Origin of the sequence: Paramagnetospirillum kuznetsovii, assembly GCF_003284725.1 — a bacterium.
Lineage (GTDB): Bacteria > Pseudomonadota > Alphaproteobacteria > Rhodospirillales > Magnetospirillaceae > Phaeospirillum > Phaeospirillum kuznetsovii.
In genome coordinates, this window is record NZ_PGTO01000034.1 from 1 (window position 1) to 20,441 (window position 20,441).

The 20,441-nt window shown below is 65.8% G+C and carries 4 protein-coding genes; 2 read left to right on the plus strand and 2 right to left on the minus strand.

All coding sequences use genetic code 11. The features are described 5' to 3' along the window. Positions 1 to 287: 287 nt before the first annotated feature. Positions 288 to 3,467: an efflux RND transporter permease subunit gene (locus CU669_RS20050; protein WP_112147373.1), complete on the minus strand. Its 3,180-nt coding sequence runs from the start codon at positions 3,465 to 3,467 to the stop codon at positions 288 to 290. Positions 3,468 to 3,479: 12 nt separating this feature from the next. Further along, complete coding sequence (locus CU669_RS20055) at positions 3,480 to 4,661, minus strand: efflux RND transporter periplasmic adaptor subunit (RefSeq protein WP_112147374.1); 1,182 nt, start codon at positions 4,659 to 4,661, stop codon at positions 3,480 to 3,482. Between the two features lie 153 nt (positions 4,662 to 4,814). Here CU669_RS20055 and CU669_RS20060 point away from each other — a divergent pair, with 153 nt between their 5' ends. Then, a complete protein-coding gene (locus tag CU669_RS20060; protein WP_112147375.1) occupies positions 4,815 to 7,283 on the plus strand; it encodes a sensor histidine kinase in 2,469 nt (822 codons plus the stop codon). A gap of 388 nt (positions 7,284 to 7,671) precedes the next feature. Next, positions 7,672 to 20,441 (plus strand): Ig-like domain-containing protein (locus CU669_RS22100; protein WP_161539747.1); only part of this gene is annotated, 12,770 nt, incomplete at its 3' end.

A 20,441-nucleotide genomic window follows, 5' to 3' on the forward strand; every position in this document is an offset into this window, starting at 1 on the left:
GCCGGAGGGCCGCGCCCGGTGAGGGGCAGACATAATGCTAGATCATCGTGCGTCATATTTGGCGCACGATGATCTAGTCGTGGGTGGTGACCCGCGTCGGGGCGACGGTGGCGCTGTCGCGGCTGAAACGGGCGATGAGGGAGCTGAAAAACTCGATCAGAAGAAACATGGCACTCTCCGATGGGCTGATGCTGCGTTGCAGCATTTATAACCCTTCGAAGTTTGGACCCGGCATGCAAATCCCGAGTCCCGCCCATGCCGGGTAGGCATGGCCTACCCGGTTGGCGTCAGTGGCCCCGCGCCAGTTCCTTGGCGTGGGCGGCGGCGGCGCGGGCGTGATGGCCCGCCACCAGCTTGCGGATCACCACATAGAAGATGGGGGTGAAGATCAGGCCAAAGCCGGTGACGCCCAGCATGCCGAAGAACACGGCGGTGCCCAGGCTCTGGCGCATCTCGGCACCGGCGCCGCTGGCGATCACCAGCGGCAGCACGCCCAGCACGAAAGCCAGCGAGGTCATCAGGATTGGGCGCAAGCGGGTGCGTCCGGCATGGACGGCGGCCTCGATGCGGTCCATGCCCTCGCCCTCGGCCTGACGGGCGAATTCGACGATCAGGATGGCGTTCTTGGCCGCCAGACCGATCAGCACGATGAAGCCGATCTGGGCCAGGATGTTGATGGACATGCCCCGGATGATCAGGCCGGACACGGCGGCCAGCAGGCACATGGGCACGATCAGCACCACGGCGGCGGGCAGCGACCAGCTTTCATACTGGGCGGCCAGCAACAGGAAGACGAACAGCACCGAGGCGGCGAACACCAGCAATCCGTTATTGCCCGCCAACAGTTCCTGCAAGGCCAGTTCGGTCCATTCGAAGCCGAAACCCTCGGGCATGACCTCGGCGGCGATGACGCGCATCTGCTCCAAGGCGTAGCCGCTGGCATAGCCCGGCGCCGCCGATCCTTGGATCTCGGCGGCTGGGAACAGGTTATAGCGCGGGATGCGGTAAGGCCCGGTGTCGGTGCGGAACGACGCCACGGCGCCCAGCGGCACCATCTGGCCCTTGTCGTTGCGGACCTTGATGCTGGCGATGTCCTCGATCTCGTTGCGGAACTGGGCGTCAGCCTGGGCGGTGACGCGGAAGGTGCGGCCCAGGAAGTTGAACTCGTTGACGAAGGCCGATCCCAGATAGACCTGCAACGCCTCGTTCACCCGGTCGGCGGGCACGCCCAGCATCTGGGCGCGGGCCAGGTCGATGTCGGCCTGGATATTGGGCGTGCGGGTATTGAACAGGGTGAAGATGCCCGACAGGCCCGGCACCTTGTTGGCGGCCCCGGCCAAATCCTGGGCCACATCCTCCAATGCCTTGGAACCGCGCCCGCCCTTGTCCTGCAACATCATCTTGAAGCCGCCCGCGGTGCCGATGCCGCGCACCGGCGGCGGCGCGATGGTGATGATGAAGGCTTCCTGGATGGCGCCAAGGCGCTTGCGCAGGTCGGCGGTGATCACCGTGGACGACAGTCCTTGGGCGTAGCGCTCCTCGAAAGGCTTCAGCGGCGTGAAGATGGCGGCGCCGTTGGAGGCGTTGGTGAAGGTCGCCCCGTCCAGACCGGCGAAGGCCACGGTATGGCCGACACCGGGGGTTTCGGCCATGATGGCGGCGGCGCGGCGCACCACCGCTTCGGTGCGTGACAGCGACGATCCCGGCGGCAGCTGGATCACGGTGATCAGGTAGCCCTGGTCCATGTCGGGAATGAAGCCCTTGGGCGTCTTCATGAATTCCAACCCGGCGGCGCCGATCAACCCCGCATAGATCACCAGCATGATGAAGGAGCGCCGCACCACGCCCCGGGTCAGGTTGCCGTAGCCGCTGGCCAGCCGGTCGAACCCCTTGTTGAAGCCCTTGAAGAACAGGGTGAAGGGCCGCGTCCAGGTGGTGTCGTCGTGGTGATCGTTGGGACCGTGGCCCCGGAACAGCAGGGCGCAGAGCGCTGGCGACAGGGTCAGCGACACGATCAGCGAAATCACGGTGGACGCGGCGATGGTCACGGCGAACTGCCGGAAGAACTGGCCGGAAATGCCGGGAATGAAGGCCGCCGGGATGAACACCGCGCACAGCACCAGGGCGATGGAGATCAGGGCACCGCCGACCTCGTCCATGGTCTGGTGGGCGGCGGATTTGGAATTCATGCCTTCGCGCATGTTGCGCTCGACGTTTTCCACCACCACGATGGCGTCGTCCACCACGATTCCCACTGCCAGCACCAGGCCGAACAGCGACAGATTGTTCAGCGAATAGCCCAGCGCCCCCAGGATGGCGAAGGTTCCCACCAGCGACACCGGGATCGCCGCCACCGGGATCAGCGAGGCCCGCCAGGTCTGCAGGAACAGGATGACGACCACCACCACCAGCACCACCGCCTCGAAGATGGTTTTGATGACTTCATGCACCGACTGGGCGATGAATTTGGTGGGGTTGTAGGCGATGGTGTAGGAGACGCCCGACGGGAAGGTCTTGGACATCTCCTCGACCTTGGCCAGGATGCGTTCGGCGGTGGCCAGCGCGTTGGAGCCGGGGCGCTGGAACACCGCCACCGGCACCGCGTTGTTGCCGTTGAGATAGCCGCTGACGCTGTAATCCTGGGCCCCCAGCTCGATGCGGGCGATGTCCTTCAGGCGCACCACCCGGCCGCTGGGGTCGGCCTTGAGGATGACCTCGCCGAATTGGGCGGGGTCTTTCAGGCGGCCCTGGGTCTGCACGGAAAGCTGAAAGGCGCCCTGCTTGGGCACCGGCGGCTGGTCCAGCACGCCGGCCGCCACTTGGACGTTCTGGGCCTGCAAGGCCTTGACCACCTCGCCCGCGGTCAGGTTGCGCGACGCCGCCTTGTCCGGGTCGATCCAGACCCGCATGGCGTAGTCGCGGGCGCCGAACACGCGGACCTCGCCGACGCCGTCCAGGCGCGCCAGCACGTCGATCAGCTGCAGAGTGGCGAAATTGGACATATAGAGCTGATCGCGCGACCCATCGGGCGAATTGAGGTGAACCACCAGCAGCATGTCGGGCGAGTTCTTGGCCACGGTGACGCCGATGCGCTTGACGTCGTCGGGCAGCCGTGCCGTGGCGATGGCGACGCGGTTCTGCACCAGCACCTGGGCGATGTCGAGATTGGTGCCGAGCGCGAAGGTCACCGTCATGCGCAGATTGCCGTCGCCGGTGGCTTGGCTGTTGATGTAGAGCATGTTCTCGACGCCGTTGATCTGCTGCTCCAACGGCGTCGCCACCGTATCGGCGACCACCTGGGCCGAGGCGCCGGGATACTGGGCGCTGACCACGATGGTCGGCGGTGCGATTTCCGGATATTGCGCCACCGGCAGCGCGAAGAACGTGATCGCCCCGATGATGGTGATCAGGATGGAGACCACCGTGGCGAAGATCGGCCGGTCGATGAAGAAATGGGCAAGCCGCATGATTGACCGCCCCTATTCGATCTTGCCGGGAACGCCGGTGACCTTGGCGCCGGGGCGTGCCCGCATCAGGCCGTTGATGATGATCTGATCCTCGGCGGCGACACCGTCGCGGATCACCCGCAAGCCGTCCTGCATGGGGCCGAGCTTGACGGGCTTGGGCACCACGGTGCCGTCCTTGACCGTCATGACCAGCTTACGCGATTGATCGGTGACGATGGCCGAATCGGGAACCAGCAAGGCGTCGTAGGGGGCCGAGGCGGCCAAACGGACACGGCCGAAGCTTCCGGGGGTCAGCGTGTGGTCCCCATTGGCGATGACGGCGCGCGCCCGGATGGTGCCGGTGCCGCGATCGACCTGATTGTCGATGAAGTCCAGCTTGCCTTCGCGCGGCCAGCCGGTCTCGTCCATCAGGCGGATCAGGGCGGGGGCTCCCACCATGCCTTCCTCGGGCTTGGCGGCGACCCGGCGCATCTGCGCCAGATAATCGGTCTCGCTCATATCGAAGGTGATATGGATGGGGTCTTGCGACACGATGGTGGTCAGCAGGGTGGGCGACGGGATATTGGGGCCGCCGCTGACCAGATTGCCGGTGCTGACCTGCTTGGCGCCGATGCGCCCGGAAATGGGGGCGGTGACGCGGGTGAATTGCAGGTTCAATTCGGCATCGCGCAATGCCGCATGGGCGGCGACGGCGGAGGCGTTGGCGCCCCGCGATTCCTCGGTGCGCTGGTCCAGCGTGCTTTCGGCGACGAAATCCTTGCGGCGCAGTTCGTCGGCGCGGGTCAACTGGCGCTTGGCGTATTCGCGCCCGCCCTGGGCCTGATCCAGCTTGGCGCGGGCGGCGGCGACCGCGACGTCGTAGGGCCGGGGGTCGATGACGAACAAAAGATCGCCCTTGTTGACCATCTGGCCGTCGGTGAAGTGGATTTCCGTCAGATAGCCGCTGACCCGCGCCCGGACCTCAACATAGTCCACGGCGGCGAACTGGCCGGTGAACTCGTTCCAGTCGGTGACGCTGCGCGACAGCGGCGCCGCCACGGTGACCGGGGGGCCTCCGGCCGGTGGCGCGGCCGCGCCGGAATTGGAGCCCGACGACATGAACGACACCAGCCCGGCGGCGATGCCCAGCAAGGCGACGCCGCCGATTAACAGAGCAGGCGTCGAAAGGGTGCGGCGGGGAGAGGCGTTCGACATTGATCCGATCCGGCTGAACTAAACTGAACAGTTTGGTTTTACCGTCCGGGTGGGCTCCGGGTCAATGAAGACGAAGTGATGAAAGATGTCTGCATACGTTTGAATTCGCCGACATTGTTGAGATAGATCTAAATCCATTATACCTTTGACCTAATGAGCCAGCCCGAGGAAGCCGTCCGTGCCGCCAGGCCCCCCAGCGCCCAGACCGGCCGGTCGGATCGCTTGAAGAGCACATGGCGGGCCCGCTTGATCGCCATATTCGCGGTCCCCTGCATCCTGGGCCTGACCGGCTGGCAGATTTCCACAAGCTATCGCGACGCGATGGAGAATTCCGAGGCATTGTCCTCCGCCTTGGCGCGGGTGGCGCAGGAACACTTTGTCGGCACCATGCGGACCATCGACCATGTTCTGGCCGAGGTCATCGAACTGGCCCCCGCCAACGGCCGCATTCCCGAAGACGCCTTTACCGGTCTGGCTCGGTCGCGAATGCGGCACTTCCCCTTCATTCGCAATGCCTTCGTGGCAGGCGCCGATGGCATCGTCCGCATGGGGACGATGGAGAGCTTTCGCGGTATCGACATCAAGGATCGCGAGTATTTTTCCGCCTTGGAAGCGACCCCATCCCTGCCGCTGTATATTTCTGCGCCGTTGGAAAGTCGGGCCCGGCCGGTGACCTCGATCTTTATCGCCCGTGCTATTCTTGGCCCCAGGGGTGAGTTTCGCGGCGTGGCGGTGATCGCCATCGATCCCGCCATCTTCGAGTCGGAATTGCGCTCCATCTTGCCCCAACATGGTGGTTTCGCGACCCTTCTTCGCAATGACGGCATGATTCTGGGGCGGGTTCCCGACGGCGAGAAATGGGCGGGCAAGATTGTGGCGGGCGGCCCCGCCATGACCGCCACCGCGACAAGTTCTGGCGGGGTACTGCGGGGCGAGGGGGCCATCGACGGCGCCCGGCGGATACTCGCCTATCAGAAGCTGGACGGCTATCCGCTGGTGGTGGTGGTGGGCGTTCGGCTTAGCGGCGTTCTTTCCGTTTGGCGGGGAGATGCCATCTTGCATCTGGGAGTCGGTCTTTGCCTGTCGCTGCTGATGGGGGCCATGGCCATGCTCTCGGACCACAGCAACGCCCAGCGTCTGCGGGCGCAGAAGGCCCTGGCCGACAGCGAGGCCCGCTATCGTCTGCTCAACGACCGCTCGCCGCTGGGCGTTCTTCAGTCCGAAGCGGATGGCAGCACGGTCTACGCCAATGATCGCTGGCTGGAGTTGGTCGGCCGCGAGCGGGCGCAGGTTCTGGGCGCCAAGTGGTGCGACCTGGTCGATCCCGATGATCGGCCCGAGGTGTTGCGGTGCTGGATCGCCATGATCCGCAGCGGCGGCGTGTTCACCGCCGAAATGAGGGTGCGCACACCCACCGGCGCGGTTCGCTGGCTGCGGGGCCATGCCACGCCGCTCGACGATTCGCCCAGCGGCGCCGGTCTGGTCGCCACCTTCGAGGACATCACCAACGCCCGGATGGTCGAGCAGAGCCTGCGGCTGTCCGAGGAAAAATTCGCCAAGGCCTTTCTCGGCAGCCCCGACGCCCTGGTCATATCCACACTGGCCAGTGGGCGCTATCTGGAGGTCAACAACGCCTTTTGCCGCTTTCTCGGCTATGAGCGGGACGAATTGATGGGCTGCGACGCCCTGAGCCGGGGCGTCTGGGCCAAGCCCGAGGACAGGGCGCGGTTGGTGGAGATCGTCGCCCGCGACGGCCAGGTGGATGATTTCGAAACCATTCTGCGGCGCAAGGACGGGGCGACCATGATCGCCCTTGTCTCCGTCCAGCGGATCTCGGTGGCCGGGGAATCGTGCCTGCTGTTCATCTGTCGCGATATCACCGAACGCCGCGAGATGGAGACCCGCACCCGAACCTTGCTGGCCAAGCTCGACGCCTCCAACCAGGAATTGGAACAGTTCGCCTATGTGACCTCCCATGATCTGCAAGAGCCGTTGCGCATGATCTCGGGCTACGCCCAACTGCTGGAGAGGCGCTATCGCGGTCGCCTTGATCAGGATGCCGACGAATTCATCGCCTTCCTGGTGGATGGCGCCAAGCGCATGCAGGTGATGATCCATGACCTGTTGGAATATTCGCGGGTCGAACGCCTGGGCGGCGCCTTTGCGTGGTTCAGTGGCGCCGACGCCCTGGAGGACGTGCGTCGCAATCTTCTCGCGGCCACCAGTGACGCCGACGGCGTCATCGAGGTCGGCCCCATGCCCGATGTGTTCGCTGATCGCTCGCAATTCGTCCGGCTGATGCAAAATCTGATCGGCAACGCCCTGAAATACCACCACCCCGACCGCAAGCCGGTGATCAAGGTGGCGGCCGAACGGGTGGGGCCAGATTTGGTGTTCTCGGTGGCCGATAACGGCATCGGCATTGATCCCCAGTATTTCAATCGTATTTTCCTGGTGTTCCAGCGCCTGCATACCCGCGAAAAATACGAGGGCACCGGTATCGGATTGGCCATCTGCAAGAAGATCGTCGAACGCCATGGCGGTCGTCTGTGGCTGGACTCCCAGCCGGATCAGGGCTGTGTCTTCCGGTTCAGCCTGCCTGTTCCCCTTCTCTGCCATTGAGTTGCCTCCAAATAGGGCGCAATTGGCTGCCGATCCGATACTGCTGGGCGCCAAAGAATCTTGTCGTGTAGGCGCCGTGCTGTATTCACATGACCGGAATTGCCAAATAACAACAAAAAGAACGTCGGCCCGTAAGTCAGGCATCAATGTCTTGCTGTGATAATTTGCGAGACCTATTGTGCTCTCGTCGGGGGCTGTGGCAATTGATGTTGTGATTAATTTCCAATTATATGGATAATTACCGTAGGGAATGCTTGTCGGGTGAATGCTGTATATTGACGAATCGCCTTTGCCGCATGTAATATGCAGGGTGGCAAAGTAGGCTCGCGCATCATTGGTGGTGGCGGGACAGGGAATCTGCGGCGGCAGATTGCAAGGCGAGGGTGTAATGGCTGATCACGCCATCGGTAAGGTTCAGACTCTGAGCGGTTCGGTGGAGGCCGTTCGGGCCGACGGAACCACGGTCGAGTTGCACAAGGGCGACAACGTCTTCCAGGGCGATGTGGTCAAGACCGGCCAGGGCGCGGCGGTCGGCATGGTGCTGGAAGACGGCACCACCTTCTCGCTGGGCGAAAAGGGCAAGATGGCCCTGGACCAGATGGTCTACGACCCCGGCACCAAGAGCGGCGAAGCCCACCTGACCCTGCAGTCCGGCTCTTTCGCCCTGGTGTCCGGCCAGATTTCCAAGACCGCCCCCGACGCCCTGTCCATCAAGACCCCCACCATGACGGTGGGCATTCGCGGCACCGGCTTGACCGGCAATTCCAACACCATCGCCATGATGCAGGAAAAAGGCGGCCGGGCGGGCGAGGTCTTCATCCAGACCTCCAGCGGCGCCGCCCTGACCCTGAACCAGGCCGGCCAGGGCGCCACCCTGGGCGCGGGCGGCAGCCTGACCCAGGTCACCTTCTCGCCGACCCAGGTCATGCAGATCGGCGGCAACGCGTCGTTCAGCCTGCCCAACGCCGGGAATCTGCTGTCCAACACCTATACCAGCGCCGCCAGTCAGGTGCAGCAGCAGCAACAGCAACAACAACAGACTCCGCCGCCACCGCCGCCCGTGGTTCCGCCGGGCGCCTCCTCCCTGGCGCCAGTGGAAAAGACAGCACAGGAAAAGGGTGTCGAGGCGCTGAAAGCGGTCCGAAAGGACGCCGACAAGATCGCGGTGGATCTCGGTCTGAAGAAGGCCACCGTGGAGGCTGATCTCGATAAGATCGGCCTGAAAGTAGATCGCGGCTTGGGCGACGACCTGAAGAAGCTGGGCGAAGACATCAAGAAGATCGAAGACAAGGTTCATGCTGATATAGCGCAGATCCAGGCAGGCAAGCCGCCGCCGGAAATTGTCTTGCGCACGGAACAAATTCTGCGTCCCGTTCTGGCTAACAATACTGAATCCGCCGATGCATTAGCCGCCATTTCCGCGCCACTTGGCTCACCCGCGCACGAATACAAATTCACCGCCCAGAACGGCCAGCCCATCATCATCACGGTGGACGCCAATGGCGGTCTGCTGACCAAGGCGCAGGCCGCCGCCGCCGCCGCTACGAGCGCCAAGGCGACCGCCACCGCCCTGGTCAACCAGATGGTCAGCGCCGCCCTGACCGGCGACTACACCGGCTATGCCAGCCTGAACGCCAAACTGACGGCCTTGTCGGCCCAGGTGGATGCGGCCGAGGCCATCGCCGACGCCAAGGCGTTGGAGGCCCAAGGCTATTCCGACACCGCCCAAGCCTTGGCGCAGAAATATCCCAATGTCGGCCTTGCCGCGCTCGATACCCTGACCGCCTACAACACCGCCCATGCCGCCGCCATATCGGCGGACAGCGCCGATTCCACCGCCCATGCCATCGTCGCAAATTCTACCGATGTTTCGGCTACGGCCCTGGCGGCCTGGACCGGCGGCGCCGCTTCGACTGCGCTGACGGCGGCCACCGCCAAGGTGACCTCCGCCCAGACGCTGGTGGACGCGGACCAGATCGCCACCGGTGCCGCAGTCAGCGCCATCCAGACCTTGCGTGCCGGTGAAACCACCGTCATCGGCACCTATCAAACCGCGCTGGCCAAGCAGTTCGCCTATGACGACGCCACCGCGTCGGCCTTGGCGCTGAAGGTCAATGCCCAAAACGCGGTGGATGCCTGGGGCACCGCCTACCGTGCCGATCTGGCCCTCGCCACCAGCAAGCTTTCGGCCGCCGCCGCATCCGGCAGCCGCGCCTCTCTGGTCAGCGATGCCCAGACCGCTGTCACCAACGCCGTCACCCTGGCCACCGATGGTCATGACGAAGCGGCGCGTGTCTATTACAATGCCACCCATGGCACGCCCATCGCCACCCTGGCCGCTTTCCGTGCCAGCGGCGGCTATGCCGCCGCCATCACCGACGCCAACACCAATGACGACGCCACTGCCTCGTGGAATACCTCCCTTCAGGTTGCCCAGGTTGCGAATACCGCTTTGTCGGGACTGGTCAGCACCGACGACACGGCGGTATCCGCCGCCGCCACCATCGTCGGCCAGACATCGGCGGCGGCGGTTAGTCTGCAAGCTTATTACACCACGCTCTACAATGAGTACGCTGATACTTACACCTCCATTCACTCTCAGGATGTGGCGCAGCAGGCGCTGACCGACGCTGCCACCACCGCCTTCAACAATTACGAACAGCAGATCACCAATGCCCAGACCCTGGCGGCGGCCAAGCTGGCCACCAGCCTGACCGACATGACCGCCCTGGGCGAGGCGAAGGCGCAGGCCGCCTCGGCCGAGTGGTATTACGACGTCGCCCATACGGCGGCGGTCACCGAGGCCACCTCGGATCTGGCGACCGCCGCCGCCGCCGCCGCTTCGGCCGCCGCCACGGCGGCCAGTGCCGCCGATTCGGCCAAGGCCGCCGCCGACGCCGCCTATGCCGACTACAATTCCAACCACAACTATTCCTTCGTCAATCCGTCGCTGACCGGCGCCGCCCTGGAAGATCCGTCGAACAAGACGGCGGCCTATACCAATCACTACAATCAAGCGCTGGCGGCCTATAACGCCGCCCATACCGCCGATCTGCTGGCGCAGTCCAAGCTGGCCGATGCCCAGGCCGCCATCACCGAGGCGCACACTTGGAACGTCTACAGCACGTCCATGGATGCCGGTCTGGCGGCGGCGCAGAAATCCGCCGACGCCGCCCATCAGGCCTATCTGTCGGCCCAGTCGGCGTTGAATCTGGTGGTGCTGACCGATCCGGCGCCGCAGAGCGCAGTGGACGCCGCCAATGTCCAGGCCACGGCGGTCGCCTTGGCCTCGGCCAAGCAGCAGGCGGCCAGCGCCAACGCGCAGGCGGCCTCGGCCGACCAGACCGCCACCACCGCCTTCGCCCAGGCCGACAACGCCAATACGCTCTACGGGGCGAATGCCACCACCCACAATCATTACGTGGCATCCCAGTCGGCGAAGTCGGACGCCGATGCCCTGGCGGCAAAGGCTGCGGCCTATGACGCCCTGGTTCAGCAGATTTCTCCCTCCGCCGGGGCCGGCAACAGCACCCATGTGGTGACGTCGCTGGGGACCATCACCCTCGATGGGGTAGGCACCGGGCTCGCCCATGTCACCGCGATCGTGAATGCATCCAACGTCGCGCAGACCGTCAATCAGGGCAATTACGACCAGATTCTGTCGGGTATCCCGCAGGATGTCGCCTCTGCCCAATATTTTGCCGCCCTGGTCGCCGAGGTCGCCGCCTCAGCCAAGACCAAGGCGACCACCGCCCAGACCGAGGCCAACGAGGCCTCCGCCGCCGCCGTGGTGGTGGCCGCCGCCGCCGCCGATGCCGCCCTGGCCGCCATCACCACCGATTCCACCGCCGCCGCCAACGCGGCCACCGCCGCCACTACGCAACTGGCGGCCGCCAAGACCGCCTTGGCGGCCATGAGCACCGCCAGCAACTCCGATGCCGCCGTGGCCGCCGCCGCCGCCGCCGCCCTGGCCGCCAAGACCACCGCCGATACCAAGCTGGCCGATGCCCTGGTGCAGTTGGCCGCCGCCAAGGCCGCGTCCGACAACGCCACCAGCCTGGGCGACTCGGTCACCTCGGATTCGCAGGATATCGCCAAGACTCTGTCCCAGGTGGAAACCTATGTGGCGCAGTTGCGGCAGGCGGACGAAACGGCGACCCGACAGTCCGATCAGGCCCAGTATGTGGCCACCGCCGCCGCCGCCAAGCATGACTCGCTGGTCAGCGCCGCCGCCGCCCAGGCAGCAGCCGCCGCCGCCGCCGCCGATGCCGCCGCCGCCGCCCAGGCGTCCATCGATGCCAAGCAGTCCGCCCGCAGCCAGGCGGAGACTCAGGCCCATACCACCGCCAGCGGCTATGCCACCGATGCCGCCACTCAACTGGGCAATACCGCTCTGCTGACCTATAATTCGGGCACCCAGACCGGTCTCGACATTACCAACAAGGTCTACAAGATCGCCGGTGTGGCCCAGACCAGCGTCACCGTCGCCGACGCGGTGACCGCCGAGATCCAGACCTATCTGGATTTCTGGGCCGGTAATCTGACCAAGGTGGATGCCGACGCCGCTGTCGCCAAGGGCTATGCCAATGCCGCCCAGGTGGATTTCGACGCCGCCGCCGCCGCCGGTCAGGGATACCAGACCGCCGCCACGGATATTTCCAGCGCCGCCACCTCGCTGAAAGCGGCCAAGACCGCCTCGGCCAATGCCGCCGCCATCGCCAACACCGCCGATAATCTGGCCACCGCCGCCGATTCCTGGCGCGCGGGCACCCTGATCACCGACCGGCAAGCGGCCTCTACCGCGCTAACCACCGCCACCACCGCCTGGACCGACGCCAAGGACGCCAACGATGACGCCGCCTCCCTCGCGGCCACCGCCCAGCTCCAAACCAATGACCCCGCCGTCGCCAAGGCGGCGGCCAACGCGACCCTGGTGTCCCAGCAGGATTCGCTCAATACGGCGCTGTCCAAGTTCCTGGCCGCCGTGGGCCAGACCCCGGCCTCAACCTCGCTGGCCGATCTGGCCACCGCCGCCAACGCCTATATCGGCGGCGGCAGCGCGCTGAGCGGCAGCTCCACCGAGGCGGCGATCCATACCGCCATCGCCACCAAGTGGACGGCCAGCAACGACAGCGATCCGGTCCATGTCGCCTGGCACGACGGCTATGACAGCGCCTATAACGCCTATGACAACGCCAAGACGGCCTCGGATCAGGCCGATGAGGCCTATCGCGCCGCGACGGCCAACGCCGACACCTTGCAGGTGCAGGCCGATGCCGCCGCCACCGCCTATACGGCGGCGCAAAGCGCTCTGGCCACCGCCGCCGCCATCGAGGCGGCTGCCGAGACCACCGAAATCCTGGGCGAGGCCACCGCCGAAAAGCAGGCCTCCACTCTGCTGGCCGATGCGCTTTCCACCATCAACGCCGCCCTGAACGACGCCAGCACCGGCGCCACCCATGAAGCCAGTGTCGCCAGCACCAGCGCCACCACCGTGGCCTCCGAAGCCACCGACGCCGCCACCCATTTCGCCGCCAGCAACTCTGCCGCCCTGGCCGCCGACGTCACCGCCGCCCAGGCCGCCGATGTTTTGGCCCAGGCGGCCGACACCGCCGCCGCCACCGCCGCCGCCAAGGCCTTGGCCGCCCTGGCCGATGCCGCCACCGCCAAGGCCTGGGCCGAGACGGTGGTGCCCAATATCGGCTCGGCCCTGACCGACGCCCAGACCGCCTGGACCCAGGCCAAGGCCCAGGCCCAGGCCGATTATGCCAAGGTCGCCGCCTATCAGTTGGAAGTCAGCCATCAGGCCGACCTCGCCCATGCCTATCGTCTGTCGGCCGACAAGGCGCTGTCCCAGGTTCTGGCGGTGCAGGCGCAGCAGGACGCCCTGGACGCCGTCACCCTGTCGGCGGCCCAGGCCGCCGCCGCCACCGCCGCCACCTCGGCCGCCACGGCAGAGACCAATGCCAGCACGGGCTCCACCAATGCCAGCAAGGCGGCCCTGCTGATCGACGGCACCAGCGGCAATGACGGAACCGGCGTGGCCGATGTGCGGGCGGCGTTCAATGCGGCGTCCTCCGCCGCCGACTCCCGGTTGACGGATTTCCGCTCCACGCTGTCCGCCTTGGTGGCCAGCGGCACCGGACAGACCAATGCTCAGGCGGTGTTTGACTACTATAAGGCGAACGGTCACTCCAGCGATACCCGTACCCTTGCCGAGTTTGCCGCCAGCACCGATTTCAACTCGACCAATATCACGGCCGCCCAGACCCATGGCGATATCTCCGCCAGTTGGGCGTCGGCGTTGACCGCCATTAGCGCCGCCCGCGTCTCCATCACCACCGTCAACGGTAATCTTGCCAACTATACCACCCAGGCCGGCACGGATTTGGGCGATGCCCAGGCCGCCGCCCTGGCCGCCGCCAACGCCTATGGCGATGCCCAGGACAAGAAGACCGATGCGGTCGCCCAAAACCTCGTCGCCCAGGGAACCTCGGTGCTGGCCACCGCCCAGACGGCGGCCCAGGCCGCCGCCGCCGACGCCCAGGCCGCCACGGCCGACGCGGCCACCGCCCAGGCCCAGGCCGCCATCGCCTCGGCCAAGGTCAGTGATGTCGCCAATCTGCAGAGCCAGATCGGCACCCAGGTCTCCGCCGCCGCCACCCTGGTCAGCACCGCCGTCAACAAGACGGTGATGCTGAAAGCCGTCTTTGACGCCAGTTCAGCCTTCACCACCGCCACCGCCGACCGCGCCACCGCCCTGACCGACAAGACCGCCATCACCAGCGCCACCGGCACCGAGGCGACGAGCCTGGCCAGCCTGACGGCGCTTTACACCACCTGGGTGACGAATCAAACCGCCGCCGCCTCTCCCGATGCGCAAACCCGTTCGCAGATCGAGGCCGCCTATAAGCTGGCCATTCAGTCCGACGGACTGGTCCAGACCGCCAAGACCAAGGCCGCCGATCTGTTCGACAAGGCCAACTCCACGTTGGACGTGGAAGGTCAGCTAGCGGTGGTCACCGCCGCCAAGGCCACCGCCATTGCGGCGACCACCGCCTCGGATGCGCTGAAGGCCGCCCAGGACGCCATCAGCGCCGCCAATCTGGTCACCCAGTACAGGACGCTGATCACCGCCGCTCGCACCGTGGTGGATGCCGCGATGGACACAAACCCCACCAGTACCGGCACCATCCCCAACCTGCTGATCGCCGCCCAGAACGCTGCCACCACCCTGACCACCGCCACGGCGACCAAGAGCCATTCCGATCTGGCCGCCACCTATGCCGCCACCGCCGCCACCAAGGAAGCCCTGGCAGCGACATCGGCCGCCACCGCCAAGTCGGAAGCCTCGCTGGCTTCCGCCGCCGCCCTGTCGGCCATCGGCTCCGGCCTGACCCAGTCGCAGATCGACGCCTTCGTCGCCAGCGCCCAAAGCCACGCGACTCTGGCTCACAATGCCGCGCTCACCGCCAGCCAGGCCAAACTGGATGCGGCCAGCGCCCTGGCCAGCGCCCAGACCGAACAGGCCGCCGCCGTCACCGCCGCCGGTGGATCGGCTTTGTCCGCCGTCACGCAATACACGACCGCCGCCACCGCGTCGGTCACCGCCGCCACCACGTCGAGCGCCAACGCGGCCAGCTCCTATACCGCCGCCCATGACGCCGATCTCAAGGCCGCCGCCGCCGCGACCGGCGCTTCCTCCGGCGCCGACGCCGCCCGCGCGGCCGCCATCGATTCCATCGAGGGCTCCATTCAGTCGGAAGCCGCCGCGTCGGAAGCCGCCAGACTCGATGCCCTGGCGCAGAAGACCGCCGCCGTCGCCGCCAATACCGATGTGCAGTCCCGTCTGGCCCTCGCCGTCACCGCCATGCAGACCTGGATCACCGGCCATCCCGGCGTCGATACCGGCAATGTGGTCAGCGGCCTGATCACCAAGGCGCTGGCGCTGGAAGCCACCGCCGCAGATAAGGCCACCGCCGCCAGCAACGCCTATACGGCGGTGTTCAACGCCGATGCCAGCCTCGATCAGAACGTCATCGACATCGCAGTCCTGTCGGCGCTCAATCCCCCCGCTGCCGCCGACGTGGATGCGGCCCAGGGCAAGCAAACCGCCAGCGACACCTTGGCGACGACGGCCGCCAACCAGGACGCCATCGCCAAGGCCGCCGCCAACGCGGTCCTGGCGGCGCAGACCAATGTCAGCGCCATCGAGAACGCCTTTCTCCAGTTCAAGTCGCAGGTGGAGCAAAACATCAAGGCGACCAACGCGGCGGCCGTGCAGACCGCCGTCAACAACGCGGCGGTGGTGGCCGTCAACGATACCGCCTCGGTGAATGAAAGCGTCGGCGGCACCGTCAATACGGTGACGGTCAACGTGCTGGCCAATGACAAGCATTTCAGCGGTTCGGCCCTTGGCGTCGGCGGCAATATCACGGCGGAGACGGTGGTGCTGACCGCCGTCGGCACCGCCGCCCACGGCACGGTGGTGATCAACGCCAACAACACCATTACCTATACGCCGGACAAGTATTTCTACGGCACCGATACGGTCACCTATACGGTCACCGACACCGCCACCCTGTCGGTGGCGCAGACCGACGCCGCCACCGTTTTTCCGACCCGCGTGACCACCGCCACCGGGACGGTGACCTTCACGGTCAATCATGTGAACGTGGCCCCGACCGTCATCAACAACACGGTGGTGGGGCTGGAGAACACCAGCGGCTCGACCACCACCGCGTTCACCGCCAGCAGTTTCACCAATGTCTTCACCGACCTGAACCAGGGCGATTCTCTGGTCAAGATCAAGATCACCGCCCTGCCCACCGAGGGCGCGCTGCAACTGAGCGGCACCAATGTGACGGTCGGCCAGGAGATCACGCTGGCCAATCTGGGCAACCTGACCTACAAGCCGGTGCTCTATCACAACGGTAATTTCACCTTTAGCTGGCAGGCCTCCGACGGCTTGCTCTATTCCAATACCGCCACCGCGACGGTGACGGTCCAGCCGGTGGCCACCGCGCCGACCATCACCACCGTCAATGCGACCGGCGTCGAATACACCACCAATGCCACCTCGATTCCGCTGTCCATTTCGGTCAGCAATGCCGACACCACCGACAGTGTGTCGACCATCACCATTACCGGCGTGCCGTCGGGCGCCTCGCTGAATCACGGCACCTTGAGCGGCAGCACCTATACCCTGACCCAGGCCGATCTGACCGGGCTGACCCTGACCCCGGCGCAATACGGCACCACCGCCATTCACCTGACCATTACCGCCACCTCCACCGACCACACCGTCAGCAAGCAGGCCAGCACCACCTTGGACGTGACGCTGACCCCGGCGGCGACGGCGCCGACGGTGACGCTTCTCCCCATGTCGGTGAGCGAGGTCGGCGCCGGCGGCCAGCCCTTCAGCGTCCCGCTGACGGTGACCGACCCCGATACCAGCGACACCCTGGGCAGCATCAAGATTTCCGGCCTGCCCAGCGGCGCCACCCTGTCATCGGGCACCACCACGCTGCTGGCGACCGGCGGCACGTATACCCTGACCTCGGCCCAGGTCACCGCCGGGCTCAGCATGCAACCCCCGGCCTATTACAACGGCACGGTGAATCTGAACGTGGTGGCGACGTCCACCGACGGCACCGACAGCAAGACGACGACCACCACCAAGAGCTTCACCATCGCTCCGGTGGCAAGCATGCCGAGCCTGACCGCGGCGGGGACCGGCGGCCCCGAAAGCGCCTCGGGCACCACCGTGCCGCTGACCATCAGCACCACCGACGCCGACACCTCGGACACCGTCACCGTCAAGATTTCCAACCTGCCCGCCGGGGCGACGCTCAATCACGGGACGTTGGCGAACGGCACCTATACGCTCAGCCAGGCCGATCTGACCGGCCTGACCCTGCACACGCCGAACTACTTCAACGGCGCGGTCGCCCTTAACGTGGTTGCCCTGTCCACCGACGGCACCGCCAGCCAGACCTCGCCGGCAAGCACCCTCAATCTGACCATCACCCCCGTCGCCACGGCGCCGACCATCGCCACCGGCACCATTTCGGGGACGCAAAGCCTGTCGGGCGGCGCGACCACCATTTCCCTGGGTTCGGTGGTGACCGACCTCGATACCTCGGACAGCGTCGCCGTCCATATCTCGGGTCTTCCCAGCGGCGCCACCCTGTCGGCGGGAACCCTGAGCGGCGGCACCTACACCATGACCAAGGCCGAGGCGTCGAGCCTGAGCCTGACCACGGCGGGAACCTTCAACGGCAGCGTCAATCTGGCCATCTCGGCCACGGCGACCGACGGCACCGCCAGCCAGACCTCCACCGGCACCCTGCATGTCCAGGTGACGCCCCCCACTATCGGGACCAGCGGCAACGACACCTTCTATGCCGGGTCCGGCAACGACACCCTGACGGGCGGCGGCGGATCGGACACCATCATCTATCATGGGCCGGAAGCCTATTACGCCCTGTCCACCAATTCCGGCGGCACTATCACCGTCGCCGACGCCTCCGCCACCGACGGCACCGATTCCCTGATCGGCTTCACCACCCTGCAATTCACCGACGGTTCCTTGACGGTTTCGGGGACGGCGGGGGCGCAGACCCTGACCGGCGGCACCGGCGTCGATACGATCGCCTTGGGCAGCGGCTTCAAGGGCGTGGTGCTTGGGGCGGGGGCGGACAATGTGGCCATGTCGGCGACGGCATTGGCGGCGCTCAACACGCTGGATGGCGGCGCGGGAAGCGATACCCTGACGCTGACCTCGGTGGGAACGGTGATCTCCGATTCCATGTTCGCCCATATGAGCAATGTCGAGACGCTGAAATTACCGGCGGTGTCGGGCGAAACGCTGTCGCTGGGAACCGTCGCCCAGGCGGCGGGCATCAGCGTGGTGGATGCCTCGAGCGCCAGCGGCACCCTGACCCTGGCCGGAAGCGGAGCGGCGGGTTATTCCCTGTCGCTGATCGGCAGCCCGGGGTCTGATACCTATGTGATGCCCGCCAGCCAGACCGGTACCCTGACCCTGCAGGATTCCGGCGGCACCAATGTGCTCAATGTGGCGAGCATTCCACAAAGCGGCGTGTTCGGCGTCAAGCAGGTCGGCAGCGACGCCCAAGTCATCCTGGGTAGTTCGGCGGGCGGCGGCACCTTGGTCATCAAGGACCAGTTCGCCGGGACTGGCGCCGGAATCGACCATCTGGTGACCGGCTCGTCCAATCCCAACACCACGATCATCGGTGCCGTCGCTGGCGCCACCACCCTGACCGGGTCGTCGGGCGAGGATGTCTTCGCGTCCAACAGCGCCGTCACCACCATGATCAGCGGCGGCGGCGAGGATTCCTTCTTCATCGCCAATGCCGACCAGGTCGTGGTCGGCGATGCCACCTCTGGCGGTGATGTGAATTTCGCCTTCGCCGATTCGGCGGTGACCGCTACCTCGGCGGTGGCCAATTTCGGCGGCCATGTCACCACCTTGTCCAATATCAATCATCTGGTGGGTTCGACGTTCGGCGACACCCTGACCGGCGATCTGTCGGGCATGGTCCTGGAGGGAGGCGCGGGCAACAACAGCCTGATCGGCGCCGCCTCTGGCGTGACCGCCGGGTATCAACATGCCGGGGCGGGGATCATCGCCAATCTGTCAGGCACCTCGCTTTCCGTCGGCACCAATACGGTGGCGGCGGGAACCGTGCTGAACGGCAGTGGCGGCACCGATACGCTGTCGGGAATTCAATCCATCCGCGGGTCCATGTTCGACGACGTCATCAAGGGCGGCGATTCCGGCACCTATACCCTGGACGGCGGGTTGGGCAACGACACCCTGATCGGCGGCAATGCCGATACCCAGTTCCGCGTCAGCCACAGCGGCAACAACACCGTTACCGGCGGGACCGGCGACAACACCCTGTCCTACACCGATTTCACCGGCGGCACCGTGACGGACAGCGCCTTCGCCCATGTCACCAATGTGGAAAAGCTGACCCTGTCGTCCAACGGGACAGCGACGGCCGCCTCGGTGGTTTTCGGGACCAATTCGGACAATGCCGATCTCAGCATCTTGGACGCGCAGGGTTTCGGCGCGGCCGTGACCCTGGATGCCCATAGCCGTTCCGGTGCCATTACACTGCGCGGCGGATCGGGCAATGACACCCTGACGGGCGGCAGCGGCATCAATTCCCTGTTCGAGCAGACCTCAGGCGCCACCGCGACCATCACGGTCAGCGGTTCGACCACCACCATCGCCGGTGCGGCGGGAACCGACGTCATCACCGGGGCGTCCCAGGACATCGTCTTCAACGACGGCACCGTATCGGTACGCGGCGGCGGCGCCACCGTCATCGGCGGCGGCGGCAATGATCACCTCATCGTGGGGGCGTCCACCGGCCTTGTCTCCCTTGGCACCGGAACCGATTCGGTGCAGGCCAGCAGCGGCAACCATGTTTTCGCAATTCCCGGCTATGACCTGACCTCCTACGACACCATCATCGGCGGGACGGGCAGCAATACCATTTCGCTGGTGGGATCGTCGGCCAGCGTCAGCGACGCGTCCTTCACCCATGTCAGCGGTGTCCAGAGGCTGCTGCTGGATGCGGCGACCAACGGCGGGACCATCACACTGGGCACGGCTGCCCAGGCCAGCGGCCTGTCCGTCGTCGATGCGACCCTGACCGGTTCGACCACCAATGTGACGGCGGTTGCCGGTTCCATGACCTCGGCCGTCACCTTCCTGGCGGGCAGCGGCCATGACAGCTTTACCGGCGGCAGCGGCCAAGACGCGGCGGTGGTGCTGGGCAACGAGGCCGACGCCGACCTTATGGGGTACTCCGGCAATCTGAATCTGTCCTTCACCGGCGCCTTCGCTGGCGCCAGCCTGAGCCTGACTTCGGTGGAGTCCCTGTATTTCGCCGATGGTAAAAGTCTGTCGGTGGCCTATGGCGGCGGCCTCACCACCGTGACCGGTGGTTCCGGCAACGACGTCATCAAGGCTGGCTGGGGCATCGATGTGATCGATGCCGGGTCGGGCGGCAACGATACCTTGATCGCTTCCGGCGGCGCGGCCACCTTCAATCTGCACAGCGGCCTGACCAGCGCCGACACCATTACCGGCGGCATCTATGGCGACCGATTGGTTCTGGA